Annotated in this window: 19 protein-coding genes and 1 pseudogene; 11 read left to right on the plus strand and 9 right to left on the minus strand. The window is 68.4% G+C overall.

Annotated elements, in window-relative coordinates:
* Nucleotides 1-122: 122 nt before the first annotated feature.
* Both uvrB and AB7P10_RS12310 read right to left on the minus strand, forming a co-directional pair.
* Nucleotides 123-2,243 carry an excinuclease ABC subunit UvrB gene (gene uvrB / locus AB7P10_RS12305; RefSeq protein WP_428294145.1) on the minus strand — a complete coding sequence of 707 codons (2,121 nt, stop codon included), beginning with the start codon at nt 2,241-2,243 and terminating at the stop codon, nt 123-125.
* Entirely contained in the window at nt 2,197-2,562 is a 366-nt protein-coding gene (locus AB7P10_RS12310) for a DUF6172 family protein (RefSeq protein WP_428294146.1), read from the minus strand. The genes uvrB and AB7P10_RS12310 overlap by 47 nt, the downstream gene beginning before the upstream one ends.
* Nucleotides 2,563-2,640: 78 nt before the next feature.
* Between AB7P10_RS12310 and AB7P10_RS12315 the strand changes: the two genes are divergently transcribed.
* Nucleotides 2,641-3,243, plus strand: a complete 603-nt coding sequence (locus AB7P10_RS12315) for a 3'-5' exonuclease (RefSeq protein ID WP_428294147.1) — start codon at nt 2,641-2,643, stop codon at nt 3,241-3,243.
* A gap of 15 nt (nt 3,244-3,258) precedes the next feature.
* Here AB7P10_RS12315 and AB7P10_RS12320 read toward each other — a convergent pair whose 3' ends face one another.
* The gene (locus AB7P10_RS12320) at nt 3,259-3,474 is read right to left on the minus strand and encodes a DUF3820 family protein (protein WP_428294148.1); all 216 of its coding nucleotides are present in this window, start codon (nt 3,472-3,474) and stop codon (nt 3,259-3,261) included.
* Nucleotides 3,471-4,379, minus strand: coding sequence for a transcriptional regulator GcvA (gene gcvA, locus AB7P10_RS12325; protein WP_428294149.1), 909 nt, complete (start codon nt 4,377-4,379; stop codon nt 3,471-3,473). Before gcvA ends, AB7P10_RS12320 begins: the two co-directional genes overlap by 4 nt.
* A gap of 143 nt (nt 4,380-4,522) precedes the next feature.
* Here gcvA and AB7P10_RS12330 point away from each other — a divergent pair, with 143 nt between their 5' ends.
* From AB7P10_RS12330 to AB7P10_RS12350, 5 genes and pseudogenes are all read left to right on the plus strand, one after another.
* On the plus strand, nt 4,523-5,728 hold the full coding sequence (locus tag AB7P10_RS12330; protein ID WP_428294150.1) for a CaiB/BaiF CoA transferase family protein: 1,206 nt from the start codon (nt 4,523-4,525) through the stop codon (nt 5,726-5,728).
* Nucleotides 5,725-6,840, plus strand: a pseudogene (locus AB7P10_RS12335) (acyl-CoA dehydrogenase family protein); the annotation flags it as partial. The gene AB7P10_RS12330 and the pseudogene AB7P10_RS12335, both read left to right, overlap by 4 nt.
* An 87-nt stretch (nt 6,841-6,927) precedes the next feature.
* A complete protein-coding gene (locus AB7P10_RS12340) occupies nt 6,928-7,914 on the plus strand; it encodes an MDR family oxidoreductase (RefSeq protein ID WP_428294251.1) in 987 nt (328 codons plus the stop codon).
* A gap of 125 nt (nt 7,915-8,039) precedes the next feature.
* A complete protein-coding gene (locus tag AB7P10_RS12345; protein ID WP_428294151.1) occupies nt 8,040-9,005 on the plus strand; it encodes a tripartite tricarboxylate transporter substrate binding protein in 966 nt (321 codons plus the stop codon).
* Between the two features lie 174 nt (nt 9,006-9,179).
* Complete coding sequence (locus AB7P10_RS12350) at nt 9,180-10,883, plus strand: AMP-binding protein (protein WP_428294152.1); 1,704 nt, start codon at nt 9,180-9,182, stop codon at nt 10,881-10,883.
* Here the strand turns inward: AB7P10_RS12350 and AB7P10_RS12355 are convergent.
* From AB7P10_RS12355 to AB7P10_RS12365, 3 genes are read right to left on the minus strand one after another with little or no spacing between them, the layout of a single operon-like run.
* Nucleotides 10,873-11,235 carry a rhodanese-like domain-containing protein gene (locus tag AB7P10_RS12355; protein ID WP_428294153.1) on the minus strand — a complete coding sequence of 121 codons (363 nt, stop codon included), beginning with the start codon at nt 11,233-11,235 and terminating at the stop codon, nt 10,873-10,875. The two genes, AB7P10_RS12350 and AB7P10_RS12355, sit on opposite strands and share 11 nt — an antisense overlap.
* 11 nt (nt 11,236-11,246) lie before the next feature.
* Nucleotides 11,247-12,590, minus strand: coding sequence for a chromate efflux transporter (gene chrA, locus AB7P10_RS12360; RefSeq protein WP_428294154.1), 1,344 nt, complete (start codon nt 12,588-12,590; stop codon nt 11,247-11,249).
* Complete coding sequence (locus tag AB7P10_RS12365) at nt 12,587-13,528, minus strand: chromate resistance protein ChrB domain-containing protein (protein WP_428294155.1); 942 nt, start codon at nt 13,526-13,528, stop codon at nt 12,587-12,589. The genes chrA and AB7P10_RS12365 overlap by 4 nt, the downstream gene beginning before the upstream one ends.
* A 92-nt stretch (nt 13,529-13,620) precedes the next feature.
* Here AB7P10_RS12365 and AB7P10_RS12370 point away from each other — a divergent pair, with 92 nt between their 5' ends.
* The 4 genes from AB7P10_RS12370 (at nt 13,621) to AB7P10_RS12385 (ending at nt 18,052) form a co-directional block, all read left to right on the plus strand.
* Nucleotides 13,621-14,673, plus strand: a complete 1,053-nt coding sequence (locus tag AB7P10_RS12370; RefSeq protein ID WP_428294156.1) for a DMT family transporter — start codon at nt 13,621-13,623, stop codon at nt 14,671-14,673.
* Nucleotides 14,674-14,754: 81 nt separating this feature from the next.
* Nucleotides 14,755-16,821 carry a PAS domain S-box protein gene (locus tag AB7P10_RS12375; RefSeq protein WP_428294157.1) on the plus strand — a complete coding sequence of 689 codons (2,067 nt, stop codon included), beginning with the start codon at nt 14,755-14,757 and terminating at the stop codon, nt 16,819-16,821.
* A gap of 38 nt (nt 16,822-16,859) precedes the next feature.
* Nucleotides 16,860-17,501, plus strand: a complete 642-nt coding sequence (locus AB7P10_RS12380) for a response regulator (RefSeq protein ID WP_428294158.1) — start codon at nt 16,860-16,862, stop codon at nt 17,499-17,501.
* A 137-nt stretch (nt 17,502-17,638) separates the two neighbouring features.
* Nucleotides 17,639-18,052: a hypothetical protein gene (locus tag AB7P10_RS12385; protein WP_428294159.1), complete on the plus strand. Its 414-nt coding sequence runs from the start codon at nt 17,639-17,641 to the stop codon at nt 18,050-18,052.
* 62 nt (nt 18,053-18,114) lie between these two features.
* Here the strand turns inward: AB7P10_RS12385 and AB7P10_RS12390 are convergent, their stop codons facing one another.
* Nucleotides 18,115-19,659: a methyl-accepting chemotaxis protein gene (locus AB7P10_RS12390; protein ID WP_428294160.1), complete on the minus strand. Its 1,545-nt coding sequence runs from the start codon at nt 19,657-19,659 to the stop codon at nt 18,115-18,117.
* 170 nt (nt 19,660-19,829) lie between these two features.
* Here AB7P10_RS12390 and AB7P10_RS12395 point away from each other — a divergent pair, with 170 nt between their 5' ends.
* A complete protein-coding gene (locus AB7P10_RS12395) occupies nt 19,830-20,081 on the plus strand; it encodes a hypothetical protein (RefSeq protein ID WP_428294161.1) in 252 nt (83 codons plus the stop codon).
* A gap of 24 nt (nt 20,082-20,105) precedes the next feature.
* Here the strand turns inward: AB7P10_RS12395 and AB7P10_RS12400 are convergent, their stop codons facing one another.
* A complete protein-coding gene (locus tag AB7P10_RS12400) occupies nt 20,106-21,191 on the minus strand; it encodes a C4-dicarboxylate TRAP transporter substrate-binding protein (protein WP_428294162.1) in 1,086 nt (361 codons plus the stop codon).
* Between the last annotated feature and the right edge of the window lie 40 nt (nt 21,192-21,231).

Below are 21,231 nucleotides of genomic sequence, written 5' to 3' on the forward strand. Positions count from 1 at the left end.
TCTGTTTGTCGAAGGCTTTCCCGACTGTTTTCGTCGAGTATACCCGAATCCCCAGTGATTTGCTCGGCATCTTGCTGGTTTACCCTGCCCTCCCCTGCAGGGTATCGCCCAGGCCGCCCCTGTCAGGCCAGGCTGTCGGCACCGGGCGCCCCGAACAACTGGGCCTTGAGCCGGGCCAGTTGGTCGCGCACGCTGGCGGCTTTCTCGAACTCCAGGTTGCGCGCATGTTCCAGCATGAGTTTTTCCAGCCGCTTGATCTCGCGCGCCACGTCTTTCTCGCTCATGTCCTCGATGCTGGCGCGGTGCGCGCTCTCGGCGGCCAGGCGGTCGGCTTCCCTGCCCGCCTTCTCGCTGTAGACGCCGTCGATCAGGTCCTTGATGCGCTTGTTGATGCTGCGCGGCTCGATGCCCATGGCCTGGTTGTACGCCATCTGCTTGTCGCGCCGGCGCTGGGTTTCGTCCATGGCCCGCTTCATCGAATCGGTGATCCGGTCGGCATAGAGGATCGCCTTGCCACCCAGGTTGCGCGCGGCGCGTCCGATCGTCTGGATCAGGCTGCGCTCGGAACGCAGGAAGCCTTCCTTGTCGGCGTCCAGGATGGCCACCAGCGAGACCTCGGGAATGTCCAGGCCCTCGCGCAGCAGGTTGATGCCCACCAGCACATCGAACGTGCCCAGGCGCAGGTCGCGGATGATCTCGACCCGCTCGACCGTGTCCACGTCGCTGTGCAGGTAGCGCACCTTCACGCCGTTCTCGGTGAGGTAGTCGGTGAGCTGCTCGGCCATGCGCTTGGTCAGCGTCGTGATCAGCACGCGCTCGTTCTTCTCGACGCGGACGCGGATTTCCTGCAGCACGTCGTCCACCTGGTGGATCGCGGGACGCACCTCCAGTTCGGGGTCAACCAGACCAGTGGGCCGCACCAGCTGTTCCACCACCTGGCCCGCGTGGGTCTTCTCGTAATCGGCTGGCGTGGCCGAGACGAACACCACCTGGCGCATGCGCTGCTCGAATTCCTCCAGCTTCAGCGGCCGGTTGTCCAGCGCGCTGGGCAGGCGGAATCCGTACTCCACCAGCGTGGTCTTGCGCGCGCGGTCGCCGTTGTACATGCCGCCGAACTGACCCATCAGCACGTGGCTCTCGTCCAGGAACATCACCGCGTCCTTCGGCAGGTAATCGGTTAGGGTGGACGGTGGCTCGCCGGGTGCGCTGCCGGCCAGGTGACGCGAGTAGTTCTCGATGCCCTTGCAGTGGCCGACTTCGCTGAGCATTTCCAGGTCGAAGCGGGTGCGTTGCTCCAGCCGCTGCGCCTCCACCAGTTTGCCCGCGCTCACCAGTTCCTTGAGCCGGTCGGACAGCTCCAGCTTGATCGCCTCCACCGCCTGCAGCACCTGCTCGCGCGGCGTCACGTAGTGGCTGCTGGGGTAGACGGTGAAGCGCGGAATTTTCTGGCGCACCTTGCCGGTAAGCGGGTCGAACAGCTGCAGTGTCTCGACCTCGTCGTCGAAGAGTTCGATGCGGATCGCCATCTCCGAGTGCTCGGCGGGAAATACGTCGATGGTGTCGCCGCGCACGCGGAACTTGCCGCGCGAGAAGTCCTGCTCGTTGCGCGCGTACTGCATGCGCACCAGCTGGGCGATCAAGTCGCGCTGGCCGATCTTGTCGCCGGTGCGCAGGGTCATCACCATCTGGTGGTAGCTCTCGGGCTTGCCGATGCCGTAGATGGCCGAGACCGTGGCCACAATCACCACGTCGCGCCGCTCCAGGATGCTCTTGGTGCAGCTCAACCGCATCTGCTCGATGTGCTCGTTGATCGCGCTGTCCTTCTCGATGAACAGGTCGCGCTGCGGCACGTAGGCCTCGGGCTGGTAATAGTCGTAGTAGCTGACGAAGTACTCGACCGCGTTCTTGGGGAAGAACTCGCGGAACTCGCTGTAGAGCTGCGCGGCCAGCGTCTTGTTGGGCGCGAACACGATGGCCGGGCGGCCCAGCCGCGCGATCACGTTGGCCATGGTGAAGGTCTTGCCCGAGCCGGTCACGCCCAGCAGGGTCTGGAACACCTCGCCGTCGTTGATGCCCTCCACCAGTTGGCGGATCGCCTCGGGCTGGTCGCCCGCGGGCGGATACGGCAGGAACAGCTCGAATGGCGAGCCAGGGAACTTGAGGAACTCGCCCTCAATGGGCGCGACGCCCCCCTCTTCAATTTTCGGATTTTTCGGCGTCGGGGGCAGGGTCGTCTGGGGCATCGGACGATTGTGCCGGATGGTCGCGGACAGCATCGGCCCTCGGTCTGCGCACTCCGGGTTTGGCCAGGATTTCCACGTAGGCCTGCGCGCCACCCTCCTTTGCCAGCGCGTCGAGCTGACCGATCAGCGCCGAGAGGTGCACCACCTCGGCCGCCTCCTTCGTCGCGCCGAGGCGGCAGTCGAAGTCCAGGTAGTCGACCCCCTCGGGCAGATCGCGGCGGCGCTCGCGCTTGAGGTACTTGCGGATCTCGTGTTTCACGGCCTCGAGCACGCGGTCGCGGTGGCGGCCTTCCTGGGTCAGGGCAAAGGTTTTTCTCATGGGGAGCGGGCGCGTGGACGGCGTGAAGTCGGGGAATGAAGGGCGCGATTATGCGCGCCGGGGTATCCTCGGCCGCTCATGACCGCGCGCGAACACCGCCCCACGCCCGACAAGGACGAGATCGCCCTGCTCGAACCCTTCGAGCGCCTTGGGCTGGACCGCATCTCGCTCGTGAGCACCGCGGCGCAGGCCCGCGAGGCCTGCGCGGCGCTGATCGAGCACACAGTGTGGGGCTTCGACACGGAGTCCAAACCCACCTTCTTCAAGGATCAGGTGTCCGACGGGCCGCACATCGTGCAGCTGGCCACGCTGGAACGCGCCTGGGTGTTCCAGCTGCACGAGCCTGACTGCCGGGCCCAGGTGGCGGCCCTGCTCGCGCACACCGGCCACATCAAGGCCGGCTTCGGCCTGGGCGATGACACCCGGCGCATCGTGTCCAAGCTGGCGGTGCAGCCCGCCGCCGTGATGGAGCTCAACGCCGTGTTCCGCGCGCGCGGCTACCGCAAGGACATGGGCGTGAAGGGCGCGGTGGCCGTGCTGTTCAACCGGCGCTTCATCAAGTCAAAGAAAGCTGCCACCTCGAACTGGGCCAACCCCCATCTGAACGAAGCGCAACTCGTCTACGCCGCCAACGACGCCTGGGCTGCGGTGCGGGTGTACCACGCCCTCGGGCTGGACTGAAGGCAGCGCCCCCGCTCAGCGCGCACGCCGCAAGGGGGCGAGCAGCTCGCCCAGGCCGTTGTGGTCGATTTCGTGCATCAGCGCCAGCAGGCGGCCGATCTCGCCGGGGGGAAAACCTTCGCGCGCAAACCAGTTGAGGTAGTTGCCGGGCAGGTCGGCGATGGGTCGGCCCTTGTATTTGCCATAGGGCATTTCCATCGTGAGCAGGCGTTCGAGGTCTTCGGGTTTCATGGGAAGGGCGTGTTCACACCGCCGTCGAAGCGCGTGCCCTGCTCGAGCAGCCATTCGCAAAAGGTCTTGACCACGGGATCGTGCTGGCGTTCCGCGCGCGTGATGACGAAGTAGCCCGGCGTGCCCAGCACCATGTCCCCGAATGGCGCCACCAGCTGCCCCGACGCAAGATCGGGTGCGACCAGCGGCGAGTAGCCCATGGCCACGCCGATACCGTCGATGGCCGCCTGCAGGCAGAAGTACAAATGCTCCAGTTCCAGCGATTGCGCCGGCACCACACGGCTGTGGTGCGCGATGGCGAGCCAGTCGTCCCAGGCTGTGCGCCGCGCGGGGCAATGCAGGATGGTGTGCCGCGCCAGATCGGCGATGCGCGCGAGCGGCACGCGCTCGATGAGCGACGGCGCGCACACGGGAAACGCCGTCTCCGACAGCACACGCACCTTGTGCAGGCCCGTGACCTCGTGCGGCTCACGGCGGATCACCACGTCGACGTTGGCGGGAAGACGACTCATCGGCTCCAAGCCTGTGGAGATTTGTACCTCGATGTGCGGGTACAGCGCGCGGAACTGCGCCAGGCGCGGGAACAGCCAACGCATGGTGAACGTGGGCAGCGCGTTCACGCGCAGCACCTCGTGCGCGCTGATGCGGCGCGAGGCGGACGCGATGGCCGCCAGCGCCGGGCTGATCGAATCCAGGTACAGCCGCCCCTGGTCGGTCAGCGCCACCGATTTGCCCAGGCGCAGGAACAACGGTACGCCCAGCCAGCCTTCGAGCGCTTTGATCTGGTGGCTCACCGCGCCGTGGGTCACGGACAGCTCGTCCGCCGCCTTTGAGAAGCTGAGCAGCCGGCCCGTGGCCTCAAAGGCGCGTATCGATCCCAGCGGGGGTAGGCGATGGAGCGTCATGATGTGAATTTTATTGACAGGATAGGGCAATATATATCGTTTGATTCGGTGTTTTCCTGGTGATTGAATGCAAAGCAAGCGGGGAATGGTGTAGGCCATGCCACAGTTTTGTGAAAATTCTTCAACCATAGAGAGACAACACCATGCTTTCGGGAAAACGCATCCTGGACCTGAGCTGGGTGCTCGGCGGCCCCTTTGCGGGCCAACTCCTCGCGCAGCTCGGTGCAGAGGTGATCAAGGTGGAGGCGCTGGAAGGCGACTTCGCGCGCCGCGTGCCGCCGGTATCCGGCACCCAGGACTCGCCCTTCTTCCTCTCCGTCAACCGGGGCAAGCGCAGCATCGCTCTGGACCTGAAATCGCCCGGTGGCAAACAGGCACTGCACGACCTCGTGCGCGAGGCCGATGCGGTGATCTACGGTTTCGCCCCCTCGGTGCCCGCGCGGCTGGGGCTTGACTTCGAAAGCCTCAGCGCCATCAACCCGCGCATCGTCGTCGCGCAGATCATCGGCCTGCACGACCAGGGGGAATGGGCCGACGCACCCGCGTTCGATCTGATGCTGCAGGCCATGTCCGGCGTGATGAGCATCACGGGTGAAGAAGGTGGCAAACCTGTGCGCGTGGGTTACCAGGTGGCCGACCTCGCAGGCGGGCTGTACCTGGCGCTGGCCACCGTGGCGGCGCTGGTCAAGGTCTCGAGCACCGGGCACGGCGAGCACGTGCAGATCTCGCTCTACGATGCCCAGATCGCCATGCTCACCTGGCAGGCCCAGGGCTTGCTTTGCGGCGGCCCGGTGCCGCGCGCCACGGGAGCGCGGCACGGGATGATCGCGCCGAGCGACACCTACCTGGCAGCCGACGGCAAGTGGATCGCCCTCGCGCCCACGGGCGAGGTGTTCTGGCGCAAGCTGTGTGAGGCGCTGGGTCACCCCACGCTGGCGGATGATCCGCGCTTTCATGACGCCGCCGCACGCATTGACAACATCGAGGCGCTGACGGCCGAGTTGGGCGCGCTGGTTGCCACGCGGCCGTCCACCGAATGGCTGGCGCTGTTTGCCCGGGCGCGTGTGCCCGCCTCCCCGGTGCTGGGTGTGGACGAGGCGCTGCGCCACCCGCTGACCCAGGCGCGCGGCATGGTGGAAGACGTGCTCCGGCCCGGCACCGATGCGTTTGTGGAGATGCTTGGCAACCCCTTCAAATACAACGGCGCACCCGTGCTGGACTACCCGCCCGCCTTGGCCGCCGACACCGCCGAGGTGCTGCAGCGCGTGGCGGGCTACGCGCCCGGACAGGTCGCCGAGCTTGCGCAGACGGGCGCCATTGGATTGACCGCGCAGGAGGCCCGCGCGTGAACGCCCTTGTCGACAAGCTGCCCGTCGAGGCCGCAGCGCTGCTCGCCGCGCTGCGTGCTTTCGCCCAGACTGAGGTCGCGCCGCTGGTCGGCACAAACCAATGGGCCGGCCCCGCCATCCGCGCCGCCTGCGCGCAAGGTCTGGCGGGCATCGAGATACCCAAGGCCCTGGGCGGCCTTGGGTTGCCCTTTGCCGCGCGCGCGGCGGCGGTCGAAGTGCTGGCGCGCGTGGATCTGGCCTTTGCCTTCGCCTTCATCAACCACCACAACGCCATCCTGCGCATCGCCGAAAGCGCCAGTGCCCAGGCGCACGAGCGCTATATCGCCCCCATGCTGCGCGGCGATCTGATCGGCTGCACCGCCATGTCGGAGGATGGCGCGGGAAGCGACTTCACCGCCATCGGCATGGCGGCGCGCAAGGTTGAGGGCGGCTGGCAGCTCACGGGCGGCAAACAGTGGATCGGCAATGCCGTGGGGGCCGAGATCGCACTGGTCTTCGCGCAGACCGATGCACAGCTCGGCCCGGCCGGCATCGCCTGCTTCATCACGCGGCTGGATACGCCCGAATGCAGGCGCGTGACCGACCAGCCGCTGGACGGGATGGCGCTGGCGGGCATCGGCGGTTTCGCACTCGACAGCAGCTTCGTGCCCGACAGCGACGTGCTCTACCCGCCTGGCCAAGGCTTCCGGCAGGCCATGGCGGGCGTGAACAAGGCGCGCGTGCACATCGCGGCCATGGCCTGCGGCTTGCTGCACAGCGCGCTGGCGCAGGCCACGGCCTATTGCAGCGCACGCACGGTGGCGGGCCAGCCGGTGCTCAACCAGCAGGGTCTGCGCTGGTCGCTGGTCGACGTATCGGTCACGCACGACGTGCTGCGCCTGCTGACCCAGCGCGCGGCGGCGCTGATCGAGGCGCGCGCTGACGAGGCGGTGGAGGCCGCAGCCACCGCCAAGCTCTACGCCGGCAACGAAAGCCTCGCCGCCGTGGGGCAGTGTGTGCAGGCACTGGGCGCGCGCGGCATGGCCGAACACCAGGGCCTCACCCGTCGCTTGCTCGCGGCCAAGGCGCTGTGCCTGGCTGATGGATCCAATGAAGTCATGCGCGAGCGACTGGGCGCGTCGCTCGTGCGCCGCTACGCGCGCGACTGGCGCAACGACACCTGCACATCCCCAACACCTTCCACGCCTTCCAGCACCGCCATGTTTCCAGCCCTCTACCTGACCCGCGCCGAAGATGGCGCGACCCGTGCCGAACTGCGCACACTCTCGCAGAGCGACCTGCCCGAAGGCGAGGTGCTTGTGCGCGTCAGCCACTCCACGCTCAACTACAAGGACGCGCTGGCCATCACCGGAAGATCGCCCGTGGTGCGCAGTTTCCCCATGGTGCCCGGCATCGACTTCGCGGGTACGGTGGAACGCAGCAGCGACCCGCGCTTCGCGCCCGGCGACGCCGTGGTGCTCAATGGCTGGGGCGCTGGCGAGACGCGCTGGGGCGGCCTGGCCGGCTACGCCACCACACGCGCCGACTGGCTGGTGCCGCTGCCAGCAGGCATGACGGCGCAGAAGGCCATGTCCATCGGCACCGCCGGCTACACGGCCATGCTCTGCGTGATGACGCTTGAAGCCCACGGCGTGCAGCCCGACGCGGGGCCGGTGCTGGTGACCGGCGCCAACGGCGGCGTGGGCAGCATCGCCATCGCACTGCTGTCGCGGTTGGGCTACATGGTGACGGCCTCCACCGGACGGCCGGAGGAGGCCGAGCACCTGCACGCGCTGGGCGCAAGCGGCATCGTGGACCGCGCCGCGCTTTCCAGCGCGGGCAAGCCACTGCAGAAGGAGAACTGGGCCGCCGCCATCGACGCGGTGGGCAGCCACACATTGGCCAATGTGCTCGCCAGCACGCGCTACGGTGGCGTGGTGGCCGCCTGCGGGCTGGCACAGGGCATGGATTTGCCCGCCACCGTGGCACCTTTCATCCTGCGTGGCGTCACGCTGGCGGGGGTGGACAGTGTCTATGCGCCGCTGGAGCGCCGTCACACCGCGTGGCAGCGGCTGGCCGCCGAACTCCCCATCGAAGTGATCGAGCGCAACACCCGCGTGATCGGCCTGGGCGACGCCCTGACCATGGCACCCCACCTGCTCGATGGGCGCGTGCGCGGACGCGTGTTGGTGGACATGAACCGATGACCACCTGCGAAGCATCCCTCGCCGCGCTTGCTCTGACGGGTGCCCATGCCAAACCCTGTGACTCTCTCCGGCATCCGCACAAGCCACTCACTTACTTTCAGAAGCCAACCCAAGGAGACAAACGAATGCAACGCAAGACTTTCACCCGAGCCCTGCTGGGCGGCGCCATCGCGGCCCTGGCACTGGGCGCCCAGGCGCAGGCCTACCCGACGAAGCCGGTGCAGCTGATCGTGCCCTTTCCTCCCGGCGGCTCGGTGGACTACGTGGCGCGCACTCTGTCGCAGAAGCTCTCGGAGCACTTGGGCCAGAGTGTCGTCATCCTCAACCGCGGAGGCGCTTCGGGCACCATCGGCACCTACGAGGCCGCGCGCGCCGCACCAGACGGCTACACGTTGCTCCTGGTGTTCGACTCGCACGCAGTCAACGCCAGCCTCTACGACGTCAAGTACGACACATTCACGTCCTTCGACTACGTGAGCTTGATCGGCACCATGCCCATGGCGCTGGTCACGTCGAAAAAGTCGGGCCTCGCCTCGCCGCAGGCGCTGCTGGCCGCCGCCCGGGCCGAGCCCGACAGGATCAACTACGGATCGTCGGGCGTGGGCGGCTCCAACCATCTGCAGCCCGTGGCCCTGGCGCGGCAGGCAGGTGTCCGGCTCACGCATGTGCCGTACCGCGGCGGCGGCCCCATGATCACCGCGCTGCTCGGCGGCGAGGTGGACATGGTCATCAGCAGTCTGCCCACGGTGATCCAGTACGCCAGAACGGGCCAGGCCAACGTGGTGGCCATCGGCACCAAAGAACGCGTACCGCAACTGCCCGACCTGCCCACCCTCGACTCCGTGGTGCCCGGCTACGTGGCCCAGTCCTGGGTGGGCATGATGGTGCCCCGCGGTGTGCCCGCGCCCGTCTTCGAACACATCCAGACCGCGCTGCGCAAGACCTTGGCCGACCCGACCGTCAAGACAAAAATGGAAAACGACGGCTTTCAGATCGTGAACAGCAGTCCCGTTGAATTCGAGGAGCGGGTGCGCAACGAATCCAAGCGCTGGGCCGGGATCATCAAGGCCGAGAACATCAAGGTCGAGTGACGGAACGCGGTGAGCCGCTTGACGCTCAGGGGGGGTGGCCTCTTCGGCTGTGACGAAACGGAACACCTGACATCAGGGAAAGCCCGATGGTGCCGCACGAGGAAGCGCGCGCCATCATGCGTCGCAGCGCGGCCGTGACCGCCGATCCCCGCCACCCGACCGAAGGACATCCGCATGAACGCCGACACCCCGCCCGCCTTGTCACACGCCAGGGGCGCCACCGAACCTGCGCTGCTGGACTTCACCATCGGTGTGGCGCTGGCACGGGCCGCCGAGCGCTGGGGCGAACGCGACGCGCTGGTGATTCCGCACCAGGGCGTGCGCTGGACCTGGCAGCAGTTGCTGCAACGCGCCGATGCTCTGGCCGCCGGCTTGCTTGCGCTAGGCCTGCAAGCCGGAGACCGGGTCGGCATCTGGTCACCCAACCGCTCCGAGTGGACGCTGCTGCAGTTCGCCACCGCGCGCGCCGGCCTGATCCTGGTCAACATCAACCCCGCCTACCGCAGCAACGAACTCGCCTACGCACTCAACAAGGTGTCGTGCAAGGCGCTGGTGCTGGCGCCGGCGCTCAAGACCAGCAACTACCTGGAAATCCTGCGTGGCCTGGCGCCCGAACTCGACGCCAGCGCGCCCGGCCAGTTGCAGGCCGCGGCCCTGCCGCACCTGCGCTGGGCGATCCGCCTCGACGCCGGGCGCACCGCCGGCATGCTGAACTTCGACGAATTGCCCGCACTGGCCACCGCCGAGCAGCGCGCACAGCTCGCGGCCCTCGGCCCCACGCTCTCGCCCGCCGACCCGATCAACATCCAGTTCACCTCGGGCACCACGGGCTTTCCCAAGGGCGCGACGCTGACGCACCGCAACATCCTCAACAACGGTTTCTTCGTCGGTGAAGCGATCCGCCTGACGCCGCACGACCGCCTGTGCATCCCCGTGCCGCTGTACCACTGCTTCGGCATGGTCATGGGCAACCTGGCCTGCGTCACGCACGGCTGCGCCATGGTCTACCCCTCCGAAGCCTTCGACCCGGCCGCCGTGCTGCAAACCGTGCAGGCCGAGCGCTGCACCGCGCTGTACGGCGTGCCCACCATGTTCATCGCGGCGCTGGACCACCCGGACTTCGCCGCCACCGACCTCGCCAGCCTGCGCACCGGCATCATGGCCGGCTCGCCCTGCCCGATCGAGGTGATGAAGCGCGTGCAGTCGCAGATGCACATGCGCGAGGTCACCATCGCCTACGGCATGACCGAGACCTCGCCCGTGTCCACGCAAAGCGCGGTGGACGACCCGGTGGAGCGGCGCGTCTCCACCGTGGGCCGGGTGCAGCCGCACCTGGAGGTGCGCATCGTCGACCCCGACAACCGCCCCGTGCCGCATGGCGTGGTGGGCGAACTCTGCACGCGCGGCTATTCAGTGATGCAGGGCTACTGGGACGACCCGGAGAAGACGCGCGAAGCGATCGACGCCGAGGGCTGGATGCACACCGGCGACCTCGCCACCATGGACGCCGAGGGTTACGTGAACATCGCCGGCCGCCTCAAGGACATGGTGATCCGCGGGGGCGAGAACGTCTACCCGCGCGAGATCGAGGAGTTCTACTACAGCCACCCCAAGGTGCAGGACGTGCAGGTGGTCGGCGTGCCCGACGCGAAGTACGGCGAAGTGCTGTGCGCCTGCGTGGTGCTCAAGCCCGGCGAGAAGGCCACCGCGCAGGAGCTGCAAGACTTCGCGCGGGGCCGCATCGCGCACTACAAGGTGCCGGCCTACGTCGAGTTCATCGACGCCTTCCCCATGACCATCACCGGCAAGATCCAGAAGTTCGTGCTGCGCGAGGCGATGGGAAAAAAGCTGGGGCTGAAAGCCGCCGTCACCGCTTGAGGGACAACGGCAGCCCGAGCGCGCGCCAGGCCTCGATGCCACCGCGCAGGAAGCGCGCATTCAACCCCCGGGCCTTCAGCGCCATCACCGTGCCACGGCTGACCTCATGGCCGTGCACGCAATACACCACGATCTCCTGCCCACTGGTGTAACGCGACGCCCAGAGCTCCACTTCCTGTGGGTCGTGCCAGATGGCGCCGGGCAGCATGTCCGTGGCCTCCTGAAACCTGGGCGCGCGGCGCACGTCGATCATCAGTGCCGCTCCGACGTCTTCTGGCTCGCAACCGAAGGGCTCGCTGGCCGGTTCCAGACCGGTGGGATCGGGGGTGGAAGCTTGAGGCAGTTGGGCCATGGTGATCTCCTTCAACTCGACAACGTGATCACAAGCCCGGCCAATGCGCACACACCCAGCAGCGGCATCACCCCGAACTTGAAGCGAAACAGCGCCACCAGCGCCAGCACGGTGATGACGACGGGGGGCAGGTCGAGTGGCCCATCGAAGCCCCGCGGCCACCAGACGTGGTAGGTGAAGAACAGCGCGAGGTTGAGGACCACGCCCACCACCGCCGCCGTGATCGCCGACAGCGGCGCGGTGAAACCCAGCCGGCCGTGCGTGGCCTCCACCGCCGGCCCACCCGCCAGGATGAAGATGAACGAGGGCAGGAAGGTGAAGAAGGTCACCACCGTGGCGGCCAGCGCGGCGCCCAGGAAGAGCGCGTCCGGCCCCAGCACGGCCTTGACCCAGCCGCCCACGAAGCCCACGAAGGCCACCACCATGATCAGCGGCCCCGGCGTGGTCTCGCCCAGCGCCAGACCATCGATCATCTGCGCGCCGCTGAGCCACTGGTGCGTGTCCACCGCCCCCTGGTAGACATAGGGCAGCACCGCGTAGGCACCGCCAAAGGTGAGCAGCGCGGCCTTGGAGAAGAACCAGCCCATCTGCGTGAGCGTGCCCTGCACGCCTTGCGTCCACAGCAGCAGCGCCATGGCCAGCAGCCACAAGCCCAGCCCGGCCGCGAGCACCTTCACCAGATGCCGCTTTGAAAAACGCGCGTGCACCGGCGTGGGCGTCTCGTCGTCGATCAGCGCCGGGCCATGATCCGCCACCGCCGTGCCATGCCCGCCGCCCAGCGCGAACACCTGCGGCCAGCGGCGCGCGCCGAAGTGACCGATCAGCGCGGCGGCGAGCACGATGGCCGGGAACGGCGTGTTGAACGCGAAGATGGCCACGAAGGCCGCGGCCGCGATGCCCCACATCCAGCGGTTCTTCAGCGCGCGCGTGCCGATGCGGTGCGCCGCGTGCAGCACCAGCGCAGTCACCGCCGGCTTGATGCCGTAGAAGATGCCGGCCACCACCGGCACGTCGCCAAAGCGCAGGTAAATCCACGACAGGCCGATCAGGATGAACAGCGAGGGCAGCACGAACAGCGCGCCCGCGACGATGCCGCCCCAGGTTCGGTGCATCAGCCAGCCGATGTAGGTGGCGAGCTGTTGCGCCTCGGGACCGGGCAGCAGCATGCAGTAGTTCAGCGCGTGCAGGAAGCGCTTCTCGCTGATCCAGCGGCGGCGCTCGACCAGCTCGGCGTGCATGATCGCGATCTGCCCCGCCGGCCCGCCGAAGCTGATGAAGCCGAGCTTGAGCCAGAAGCGCAAGGCCTCCATGAAACTCGCGGGTGCGGGCTGCCCGGTGGGCGCGGGCGTGTTCATGGGGTTCTTCCTTCGGTGGGGGTGGCCAGCAGGGCGTCGAACACGCCCGCCGCGGCGGCCAGCAAGCGGTCGTCGTCGCCGTGCATCTCGCGCAGCCCGGCCAGAACGGCCTCCAGGCCCACCGCCTCGGGCACCGGGATGCCACCCGCGTCGAGGCAATGCACCATGGCGCCGATGCGCAGCAACCGGGCGTCCTGGTCGAGCCCGAAGCTGGCCAGCAGCACCTCAAAGGTCACGCGCGCGCCCACATGGCTGAAGCGCGCGCCGTCGAAATCGAAGCCGATGGCGCCGCGCGGCAGCCGCGCCACATCGGCGAGCCAGACGAACTCGGCCCGCGCGTCGATGAAGCGCGCGATCAGCCAGGCGCTGGCCAGCCGGTCCACCCAGGGCCGTGCGCGGGTGGCCCAGCGCCTGCCCTGGAACTGGCGCGCGTCGAGCCGAGCGATGCCGTGCTCGGGCCGTGCGCGGGGTTCGCCTTTCGAGTAGTGCGCATCGAGTGCGTCACGCAGGTCGGCCAGCGTGGCCTGGGCCTGCAGCGCCGCCTCGCCGGGAAAGTAGTCGGTGCGCTGCACCTCCTCCAGCGACTGCGCCAGGCCGCGCCAGCGCCGGCGCGCCACGGCCTCGCCCAGCGCGGCGAGTTCCGCGTGCAGGGCCTCGGCCGTGGTGCGCCAGGCCGCATAGGCCTCCCCCCGGTCGAACAGCGCCAGCAGTTCGGCGCGCTGGCCCTCGTCCGTCGCCTCCAGCCGCAGCACCATGGCCGAGCCGCCGTGCTCGCGCACCTCTTCGGCCAGTGGCTCGAACAGCGTCTGCTGCGCCTCGGGCAGCAGATAGGCCCCGTCGCGCAAGGCCGCGCAGCCCAGCGCCTTGAGCGCACGCCAGATGCGCACCCGCACTGCGCTGGGCTGGGTGGGCAGGGTGACGAGCAGCATCGAGAACATGTCTTGTAATATACATCACATTCTTGGTTTTACTTATTACCAATAAGGAACGGATTCTGCATCAGTCCGTCGCGGCCTACCATGGCCTCACCATGCCCACCCCACCCACAAACCCCGCCCTGCAAGGCGGCCTGCTCGCCCTGCTCGCTGCGGCACTGTTCGGCCTGAGCACGCCCCTGGTGCAGCGCTTCGGCACTGGGCTGGGGCCTTTTTCCACCGCCGCCTTGCTGTACATCGGCGCGGCGGTCGTGGCAATCGTGTTGCGCCGGCCGGCCGGCCGCGAAGCCCAGCTGCGCCGCACCGACCTGCCCCGCCTGCTAGCCATGGCCGGCATGGGCGCGGTGGTGGGGCCGGTTGCGCTGGCCTGGGGCCTGCAGCGCACCAGCGGCTCCAGCGCCTCGCTGATGCTCACGCTCGAAGCCGTGTTCACCGCGGTACTGGCCTGGCGCTGGTACCACGAGACGCTGGACCGGCGCGTGGCCACGGCCATGCTCCTGCTGCTGGCCGGCGGCGCAGTGCTGGTGGTCGAGCAGGGTCTGGCCGGACGCGTGCAGTTGCTCGGCCTGCTCGCGGTGCTGCTGGCCACCGCGGCCTGGGGCGTGGACAACACCCTTTCGCGCGGCGTGGCCGAGCGCGATCCGGGCCAGGTCGTCTGGGTCAAGGCACTGCTGGGTGCGAGCGCGACCACCGTGCTGGCTTTCCTGTGGGGCGAACCGCTGCCCGGTGCGCGGGCCGCACTGGCGCTGCTGGCGGTGGGCGCCAGCGGCTACGGGCTGAGCCTGCGCTTCTACCTGCTCGCGCAGCGCGCCTTCGGCGCGGCGCGCACCGGCTCGGTGTTCGCCTTCGCGCCCTTCATTGGCGCCCTTGGTGCGTTTGCCCTGGGGGAACGAGGGCTCTCCGCCCTGGTCCTGGTCGGCGGGGCCCTGATGTTGGCTGGCGTGTGGCTCCACCTGGCCGAGCGCCACGAGCACCTGCACGACCACGAAGCGCAGGAACACGAGCACGCGCACACGCACGACGACGGCCACCACACCCACACACACGACCCCATGCCCGCTGGCCCCCACAGCCACGCACACGCGCACACGCCCCTGCGCCACGCCCATCCCCATGTGCCCGACGCCCACCACGCGCACCGGCATTGAGCGCGCGCCCTTCCATGCAGAATGGCGCCGTGGTCCAGCGGACCGCAGCAACCGCCGCCGTACCGGTCCAAGGAGGACACCATGCAGACCATCCCGCCGCGCGACCGCGTTCTGACCTGGGTGCTGCCCCTGCTGCCTGCCGCGGTCGCCCTGCTGCTGCTCGGTTTGGGAATCCTCTCCATCGAGCGCATCGTGGGCGACGAGCTGGCACGACGCTCCAGCTTCCGGGTCGAACAGACGGCGCAGCTCTATGCCGACCAGCTCTCGCGTCTGCTGTCGCGGCGCGCCGCCGAGATCCACCTTCTGGGCGAGATGTCCCGCGCCGACGTGCGCGCCGATACCTGGCGCGAGCAGATGCAGCGCCTGAAGTCGAGCGCCGGGTCTTTCGTCTGGATCGGCGCGACCGACCTGTCCGGCCAGGTCGAGGTGGCGACCGACCGCCTGCTTGAAGGCACATCCATCGCCGAGCGCCGCGTGTACGTCAACGGACGGCAGAGGCCGTGGTTCGGCAGCCTGCATCCTCCCGTGGCACTGGTGGAGCCCCTGCAGCGCTCGGGTTACCCGGTGCCAGCCCAGCTCGCCGACATCGCCCAGCCGATCCACGACGCCGAGGGCCAGCCGCGCGGCGTGATCGCCACCCACCTGGACACCCGGGACTTCGAACAACTGCGCGAACACGTGCTCGGGCCACTGGAAGCAAGGCGGTTTCTCACACTGGCGCTGGTGGACGATGCGGGGCGCGTGCTGCTGGGCGAACGGCCCGCCGTGACCGACGACGGATGGCTCACCCTGCTGAGCGCCCCCACGGACACCCCCGTGGCACTGCAGGACAGCGAGGAAGAGGCGCACTACCTCTCGCGTTCGGCGGTGCAACCCACGGAATCGGCGCTGCGCATCGGCTGGCAGGTGGTGGCCTCGCAGCCGCTGCACGCGGCGCTGGCACCGGTGAGGCAGCTCGAACGCAGTCTGATCGGCTGGGGCGGCGTCACCACCCTGCTGCTGGGCCTGGCCGGTTTCGCGGTGTCGCGCCGGCTCGCCCGCCCCTACAGCGAGTCCGAACTGCGCCTGCGTGAACAGGGCGAAGTGCTCAGCGCCGTCATCAACAGCGCGAGCGACGCGGTGATCAGCGTGGACGCCACAGGCCGCATCAGCCTGTTCAACCCGGCCGCGGCGCGCATCTTCGGCCACCCGGCCGAGCGCATGATCGGCCAGCCGCTGGATGCGTTGCTGCCTGCGGAGCAACGCGCGGCGCACCTGGGCTACCTGCAACGCTTTGCCGAGTCGCAGTCCACCACACGACCCATGGGCGTGGGTCGCGTGGGCGGGCTGCGCGCCGATGGTGAGGTGCTCGACCTGGAGGCCTCAATCTCGCAGATCACGGTGCGCGGGCACAAGCTGCTCACCGCAATCCTGCGCGATGTGACCGAGCGCGTGCGCGCCGAACGCGCCCTGGCGCAATACCAGCTCGAACTCTCCGAACTCACGCAGCGCCTGCTGCACCAGGAGAAGCAGACCACGCGCAAGCTGGCGCAAACCCTGCACGACCAGCTGGGTCAGACGCTGGGCGCGATCAGGTTGTCGTACGACGCCCTCTGTGGACTGATGCCGCCCGACATGCCGCCAAAAGCCCGCGAGCGCGAATACAAGCTGGGGGAGCTGATCAACACCGCCAATGCCGAAGTGCGCCAGGCGCTGGTGGCATTGCGCCCGCCCCTGCTCGACGAGGCCGGCCTGCCGGCGGCGCTGGAAAGCGAGATCCTGGCCAGGGCCGCAGCGGCCGAACCCACACGCCTGCGGCTGGAAGTGGCGCCGTCGGCCCGGGAACTGCGCTGGCCGGCCGACGTCGAGTACGCCGCCTTCATGGTGGCGCGAGAGGCTCTGGCCAATGCGATGCTGCACGCGCGCGCCACTGAGGTGGTGGTGAGCGTGGAAGGCGCGCCGGGCTACCTGCACCTGCGCGTGGCCGACGACGGTGTGGGTCTGGACAAGGACATGGCCGCCGGGCGCCCGGGCCACCTGGGCATGGTCGGCATGCGCGAGCGCGCGCTGGCCATCGGGGCGCGGGTGGAGGTGCAGGGTTCGCCGGGGGCGGGCACCGTGATCTCGCTCACATGGGAGGCCGCCGCGGCCAGCGCCGTCGCGCAATAGTCACTGAGCGGACGGTCATTGCGCTATCCTGCCGCGAAATGAGCGACATCTACCTGGTCGATGACCACGCCATGATGAGGGACGGTTTGCGCGCGGTGCTCGAAGGGGCTGGACACCGCGTGGTGGGCGAGTCCGACCATCCCACCCCCGCGCTGGCCGACCTGATCCGCCTCGCACCCGCCGTCATGCTGCTGGACCTGCACCTGGACCAGCGCTCGGGCTTCGAGCTGCTGGAACAGGTGCAGCGGCGCAAGCTCTCCACGCGCGCCATCATGCTGACCATGTCCGCCCAGGCCCGCCATGTGGCCGAGGCCATGCGCCTGGGCGCGTTCGGCTATGTGCTCAAGGGATCGCCCTCGCGCGAGGTGCTCAGCGCGGTGGAAGCGGTCGCGAACGGGCGCAAGCACCTGGGCACGGGCGTGGCCGAACTCGCGGTAGAGGGGCTCATGCACGACGCAGCGCCCAGCAGCATCGCGGCACTCTCCGCGCGCGAGCAGCAGGTGATCCTGCTGGTGGTGCGCGGCCACACCAGCGTGGCCATTGGCGAGCAGCTCAACCTCTCGCCCAAGACGGTCGAGTCCTACCGCAGCCGTCTCATGGCCAAGCTGGGCGTGAGCGACCTGCCCGCGCTGGTGCGGCTGGCGATCCGCGAAGGGCTGATCAGCGCCGACGACCGCTGAACGGGGCTCCGCCGGACACGGCCGCGCGGGAATTCACAGCGGCACCACTCCAGCTTTCCCGGCAGGCGGCGGGCGCGGAACGCCCCACAGTGGATCCCATGGCGCCGCCGTTCGAGTGACGCTGCAGGGAGCCTCGCATGATCGAATCCGGCCACAACGACGACCACGCCAGCCAAGGCGACATCCCCCTGTTGCGGGTGCTGGTGGTGTGCGCCCGCTGCGGGTACGTGGGCATCGTGCGCGACATCGCCCGCCAGTGGGGCCGCCCGGTTCACGTCCAGTGGACGGCCGACATCGCCGAGGCCCTGCGACTGGTGGCCGAATGCCCGCCCGCGCTGGCCATCGTCGATGCGCGGGTCGATCGGGCCAGCGGCTGTGCGCTGATCCGCGAACTGGAGCGCCGTTGTGCCGGAATCGACGTACTGACCTTCGACGAGCGCTGCGCACCCGCCCCGCTCGCGCAGCGCAGCACCTGGCACTGGCCCGAGTTGCCGCGTGCGATCAACTGGTGGGTGCAACGCTACCTGCGCCCCGCCCCGGCCCTGCGCTGAAAAGACAAAGGCCAGAACCGCCCCGCGGTTCTGGCCATTCGGGCCTCTCGGTCTCTCCCGTTTCAGCGGAACACGCTCACCGCCTCCACCAGCCGTTTCGTCTGATGTTGCAGGCTAGACGACGCGGCCGCGCCCTGCTCCACCAGGGCCGAGTTCTGCTGGGTGACCTGATCGAGGTGGCCCACGGCCTGACTCACCTGCTGGATACCGCCACTCTGTTCGATCGTCGCGGCGCTGATCTCGCTGATGAGATCGGACACGCGCCTGACCTGCGTGACGATCTCGTCCATGGTCTTGCCCGCGTCGTCGACCAGGCGCGTGCCGGCCTCGACCTTGTCCACGCTGGCGCCGATCAACTGCTTGATCTCCTTGGCCGCCTCGGCGCTGCGCTGCGCCAGGTTGCGCACTTCGCCGGCCACCACCGCGAAGCCGCGGCCCTGTTCGCCGGCGCGGGCCGCTTCCACTGCCGCGTTCAGCGCGAGGATGTTGGTCTGGAAGGCGATGCCGTCGATCACGCCGATGATGTCGCTGATCTTTCGCGAGCTTTCGGTGATCGCGCCCATGGTACTGACCACCTGGGCCACGGCGTGGCCGCCACGCGCGGCGGCATCGCTGGCGGTGCCTGACAGCGCATTGGCCTGGCTGGACGTTTCGGCGTTCTGCCGCACGGTGGCGGTCATCTGTTCCATCGACGCAGCGGTTTCCTGCAGGCTGGATGCCGCCTGCTCCGTGCGCTGGCTCAAATCGTTGTTGCCCTGGGCGATCTCGCTCACCGCCGTCTGCACGGTCAGCACCTGCTGGCTCACGTCGTCGATCAGCCAGCGGAACATGAGGCCGAGCTGGCTGATGGTGCGCAGCGTCATGCCGATCTCGTCCACGCGGTCCATGTGCTCGACCTTCTGGCTGTCGCCGCTGGCCACGCGCAAGGCGGTCTGGCGCAGGTGTTCCAGCGGGCGCACGATCTGCACATCCAGGAACCAGGCGGCCAGGCCCACGGCCACGGCGGACAGGCCTGCGAACTCGGCCCACTGCAAGCCGCGCAACCCCAGCGCCCAGGCCCCTCCGATCAGCATGAACATCAGCATGAACAGCGGCAGGCGGATGCGGCTGCGCACGCGCAGGGTCTTGAAGACGGTGGTCAGGCCCATGGGCCCGGTGCGCAGCAGCAGGCCCTTGTGCAGGCGCAGGTGCCGGGCACGGCCTTCGCGCATGTCGGCATACAGGCGCTCGGCGCCGGCAATTTCCTCGCGCGAGGCCTTGGTGCGCACCGACATGTAGCCCGTGGTCTGGCCATTGCGGATCACCGGCGTGGCGTTGGCCCGCACCCAGTAGTGGTCGCCGTTCTTGCGGCGGTTCTTCACCAGCGCCGTCCAGGGCTCGCCGCCCTTGAGCGTGGCCCACATGTCGGCAAAGGCCTCCTTGGGCATGTCGGGGTGGCGCACCAGGTTGTGCGGTTGCTGCTGGATTTCATCCAGCGTGAAACCACTGACGTCCACGAACGCCGCGTTGGCGTAGGTGATGCGGCTCTGCGTGTCCGTGGTGGACATCAGGGTCGCGTTGTCGGGAAACTCGAACTCGCGCTGGGTGACAGGGGTGTTGACGCGCATGGTGGCCTCTGGGGGTGGGAAGGGACACCCCTGTTTCGGCCGTCTGCGGGCGATCTTGTGTAGGGAAACCTTGACAGCCGCCGTCGGAAAACACCGTACCGCCAGCGGCGGGACACTGCGCTAAGCTCCCGCCATCCGCCCTCGCCAGCCCCACCTTTCCAGGAGTCCCCATGACCCAGCAACCCTTGCGCACCGTCCTGGTCTTCAGCGCGGAAGACCAGGCCTGGATACGCCGAACACCCGTGACCGTGCCGGCCTTCTGGGAAGGCCACACCGTGCCCCCCGCCAAGGGTGACCTTGTGCGCGTGGGTGGTCGGCAGTTCCCGGTGCTTGGCCGGGTGTGGGAGCACGACGGCGAAGGCCCCATCCTCAAGCTGTATGTGGGCGACGCCCACGCGCCCAGCGATACCACTTTCGGTTGACAGGGGCGCCCGCCGGCGCACCGTTCAGCGCTCCCAGTCGCGCTCGGGCTTCGCGCCGCGCGCCTTGACGGCGGCAATGTACTGCGACAGCAGCGCCTTGGCCTGCACGCCGCGCCCTTCGTTGTTCTTCACCCATTCCTGCGAGAGCGGCGGCAGCTGATCAATCCACTTGCGACGGTCGGCCTCGGACAGCGGGGTCACGGTCACCGGCGGGTTCTGCGTCTTGCCCACCTCCACCATGCGGTCGATGGCGGCCTGGTGGCGCGTCACCAGGTCCTCGCCGTGGCGGCGCGAGTACTCGGCGCCGGCCTCGCGCATGGCGGTCTGCACCTCGGGGGGCAGCTTGTTCCACGTGTCCTTGTTGATCGCCAGGCCGCCGGAGAACACCACCCCCATGTTGACCTTGGTGATGTAGGGCGCCACCTCGTAAATCTTGGTCGGCAGGATGCCGGTGGCCAGCGAGACCACGCCGTCTGACACGCCGGTCTGGATGTCGGTGTAGAAGGTGGTGAGCGCGCCGTCCACCGGCGTGGCCCCCACGCCGCGCAGCCATTGGCCCAGGATGCCGGGCGCCGAGATCTTGCGGCCCTTGAGGTCGTCCACCGACTTCACCGGGAACTTGGTGAAGATGTCATAGGTGTCCGAGCCGGTCGCACCCAGGAACACCAGGTTGTACTTGTCCCACTCATTCCTGAACGCGGGGTTCTTTTCGATCAGCTCGTTCATGGCGCCGAGCACGATGCGCGTGTCGCTCGTCACGAAGGGCGTGTGCACGCTCAGCTGGCTGATCGGCATGCGCGCGGGCTCCAGGTAGCTGAACACCCAGCCCAGGTCGGTGATGCCCTGCTCCACGCTGGTGAGCGTGGCATTGGCCTTGTAGAGCTGGCCGCCGAACGCCTCCTTCCACTGGATCTTGTACTTGCCGCCCGCGGCCAGTCGCTTGTCCACCTCGGGCATGAAGACCTGGGGAATGAAGCCCACCCAGGGAATGGTGGTCGGGTGGCTGGACGCCACCGTGAGGTTGATCACCTGCTGGGCCGAAGCGGCCAGCGGCAAGGCCAGGCTCGCTGCGGCGATGGCCGAGAGGCGGACGAAGGTCGAAAGTTTCATGCTTGTCTCCTGTTGTGGGTTGTCTAACGCGAACACGAAA

The sequence above is a fragment of the Hydrogenophaga sp. genome, from assembly GCF_050182545.1.
Taxonomy (GTDB): Bacteria; Pseudomonadota; Gammaproteobacteria; order Burkholderiales; family Burkholderiaceae_C; genus Hydrogenophaga.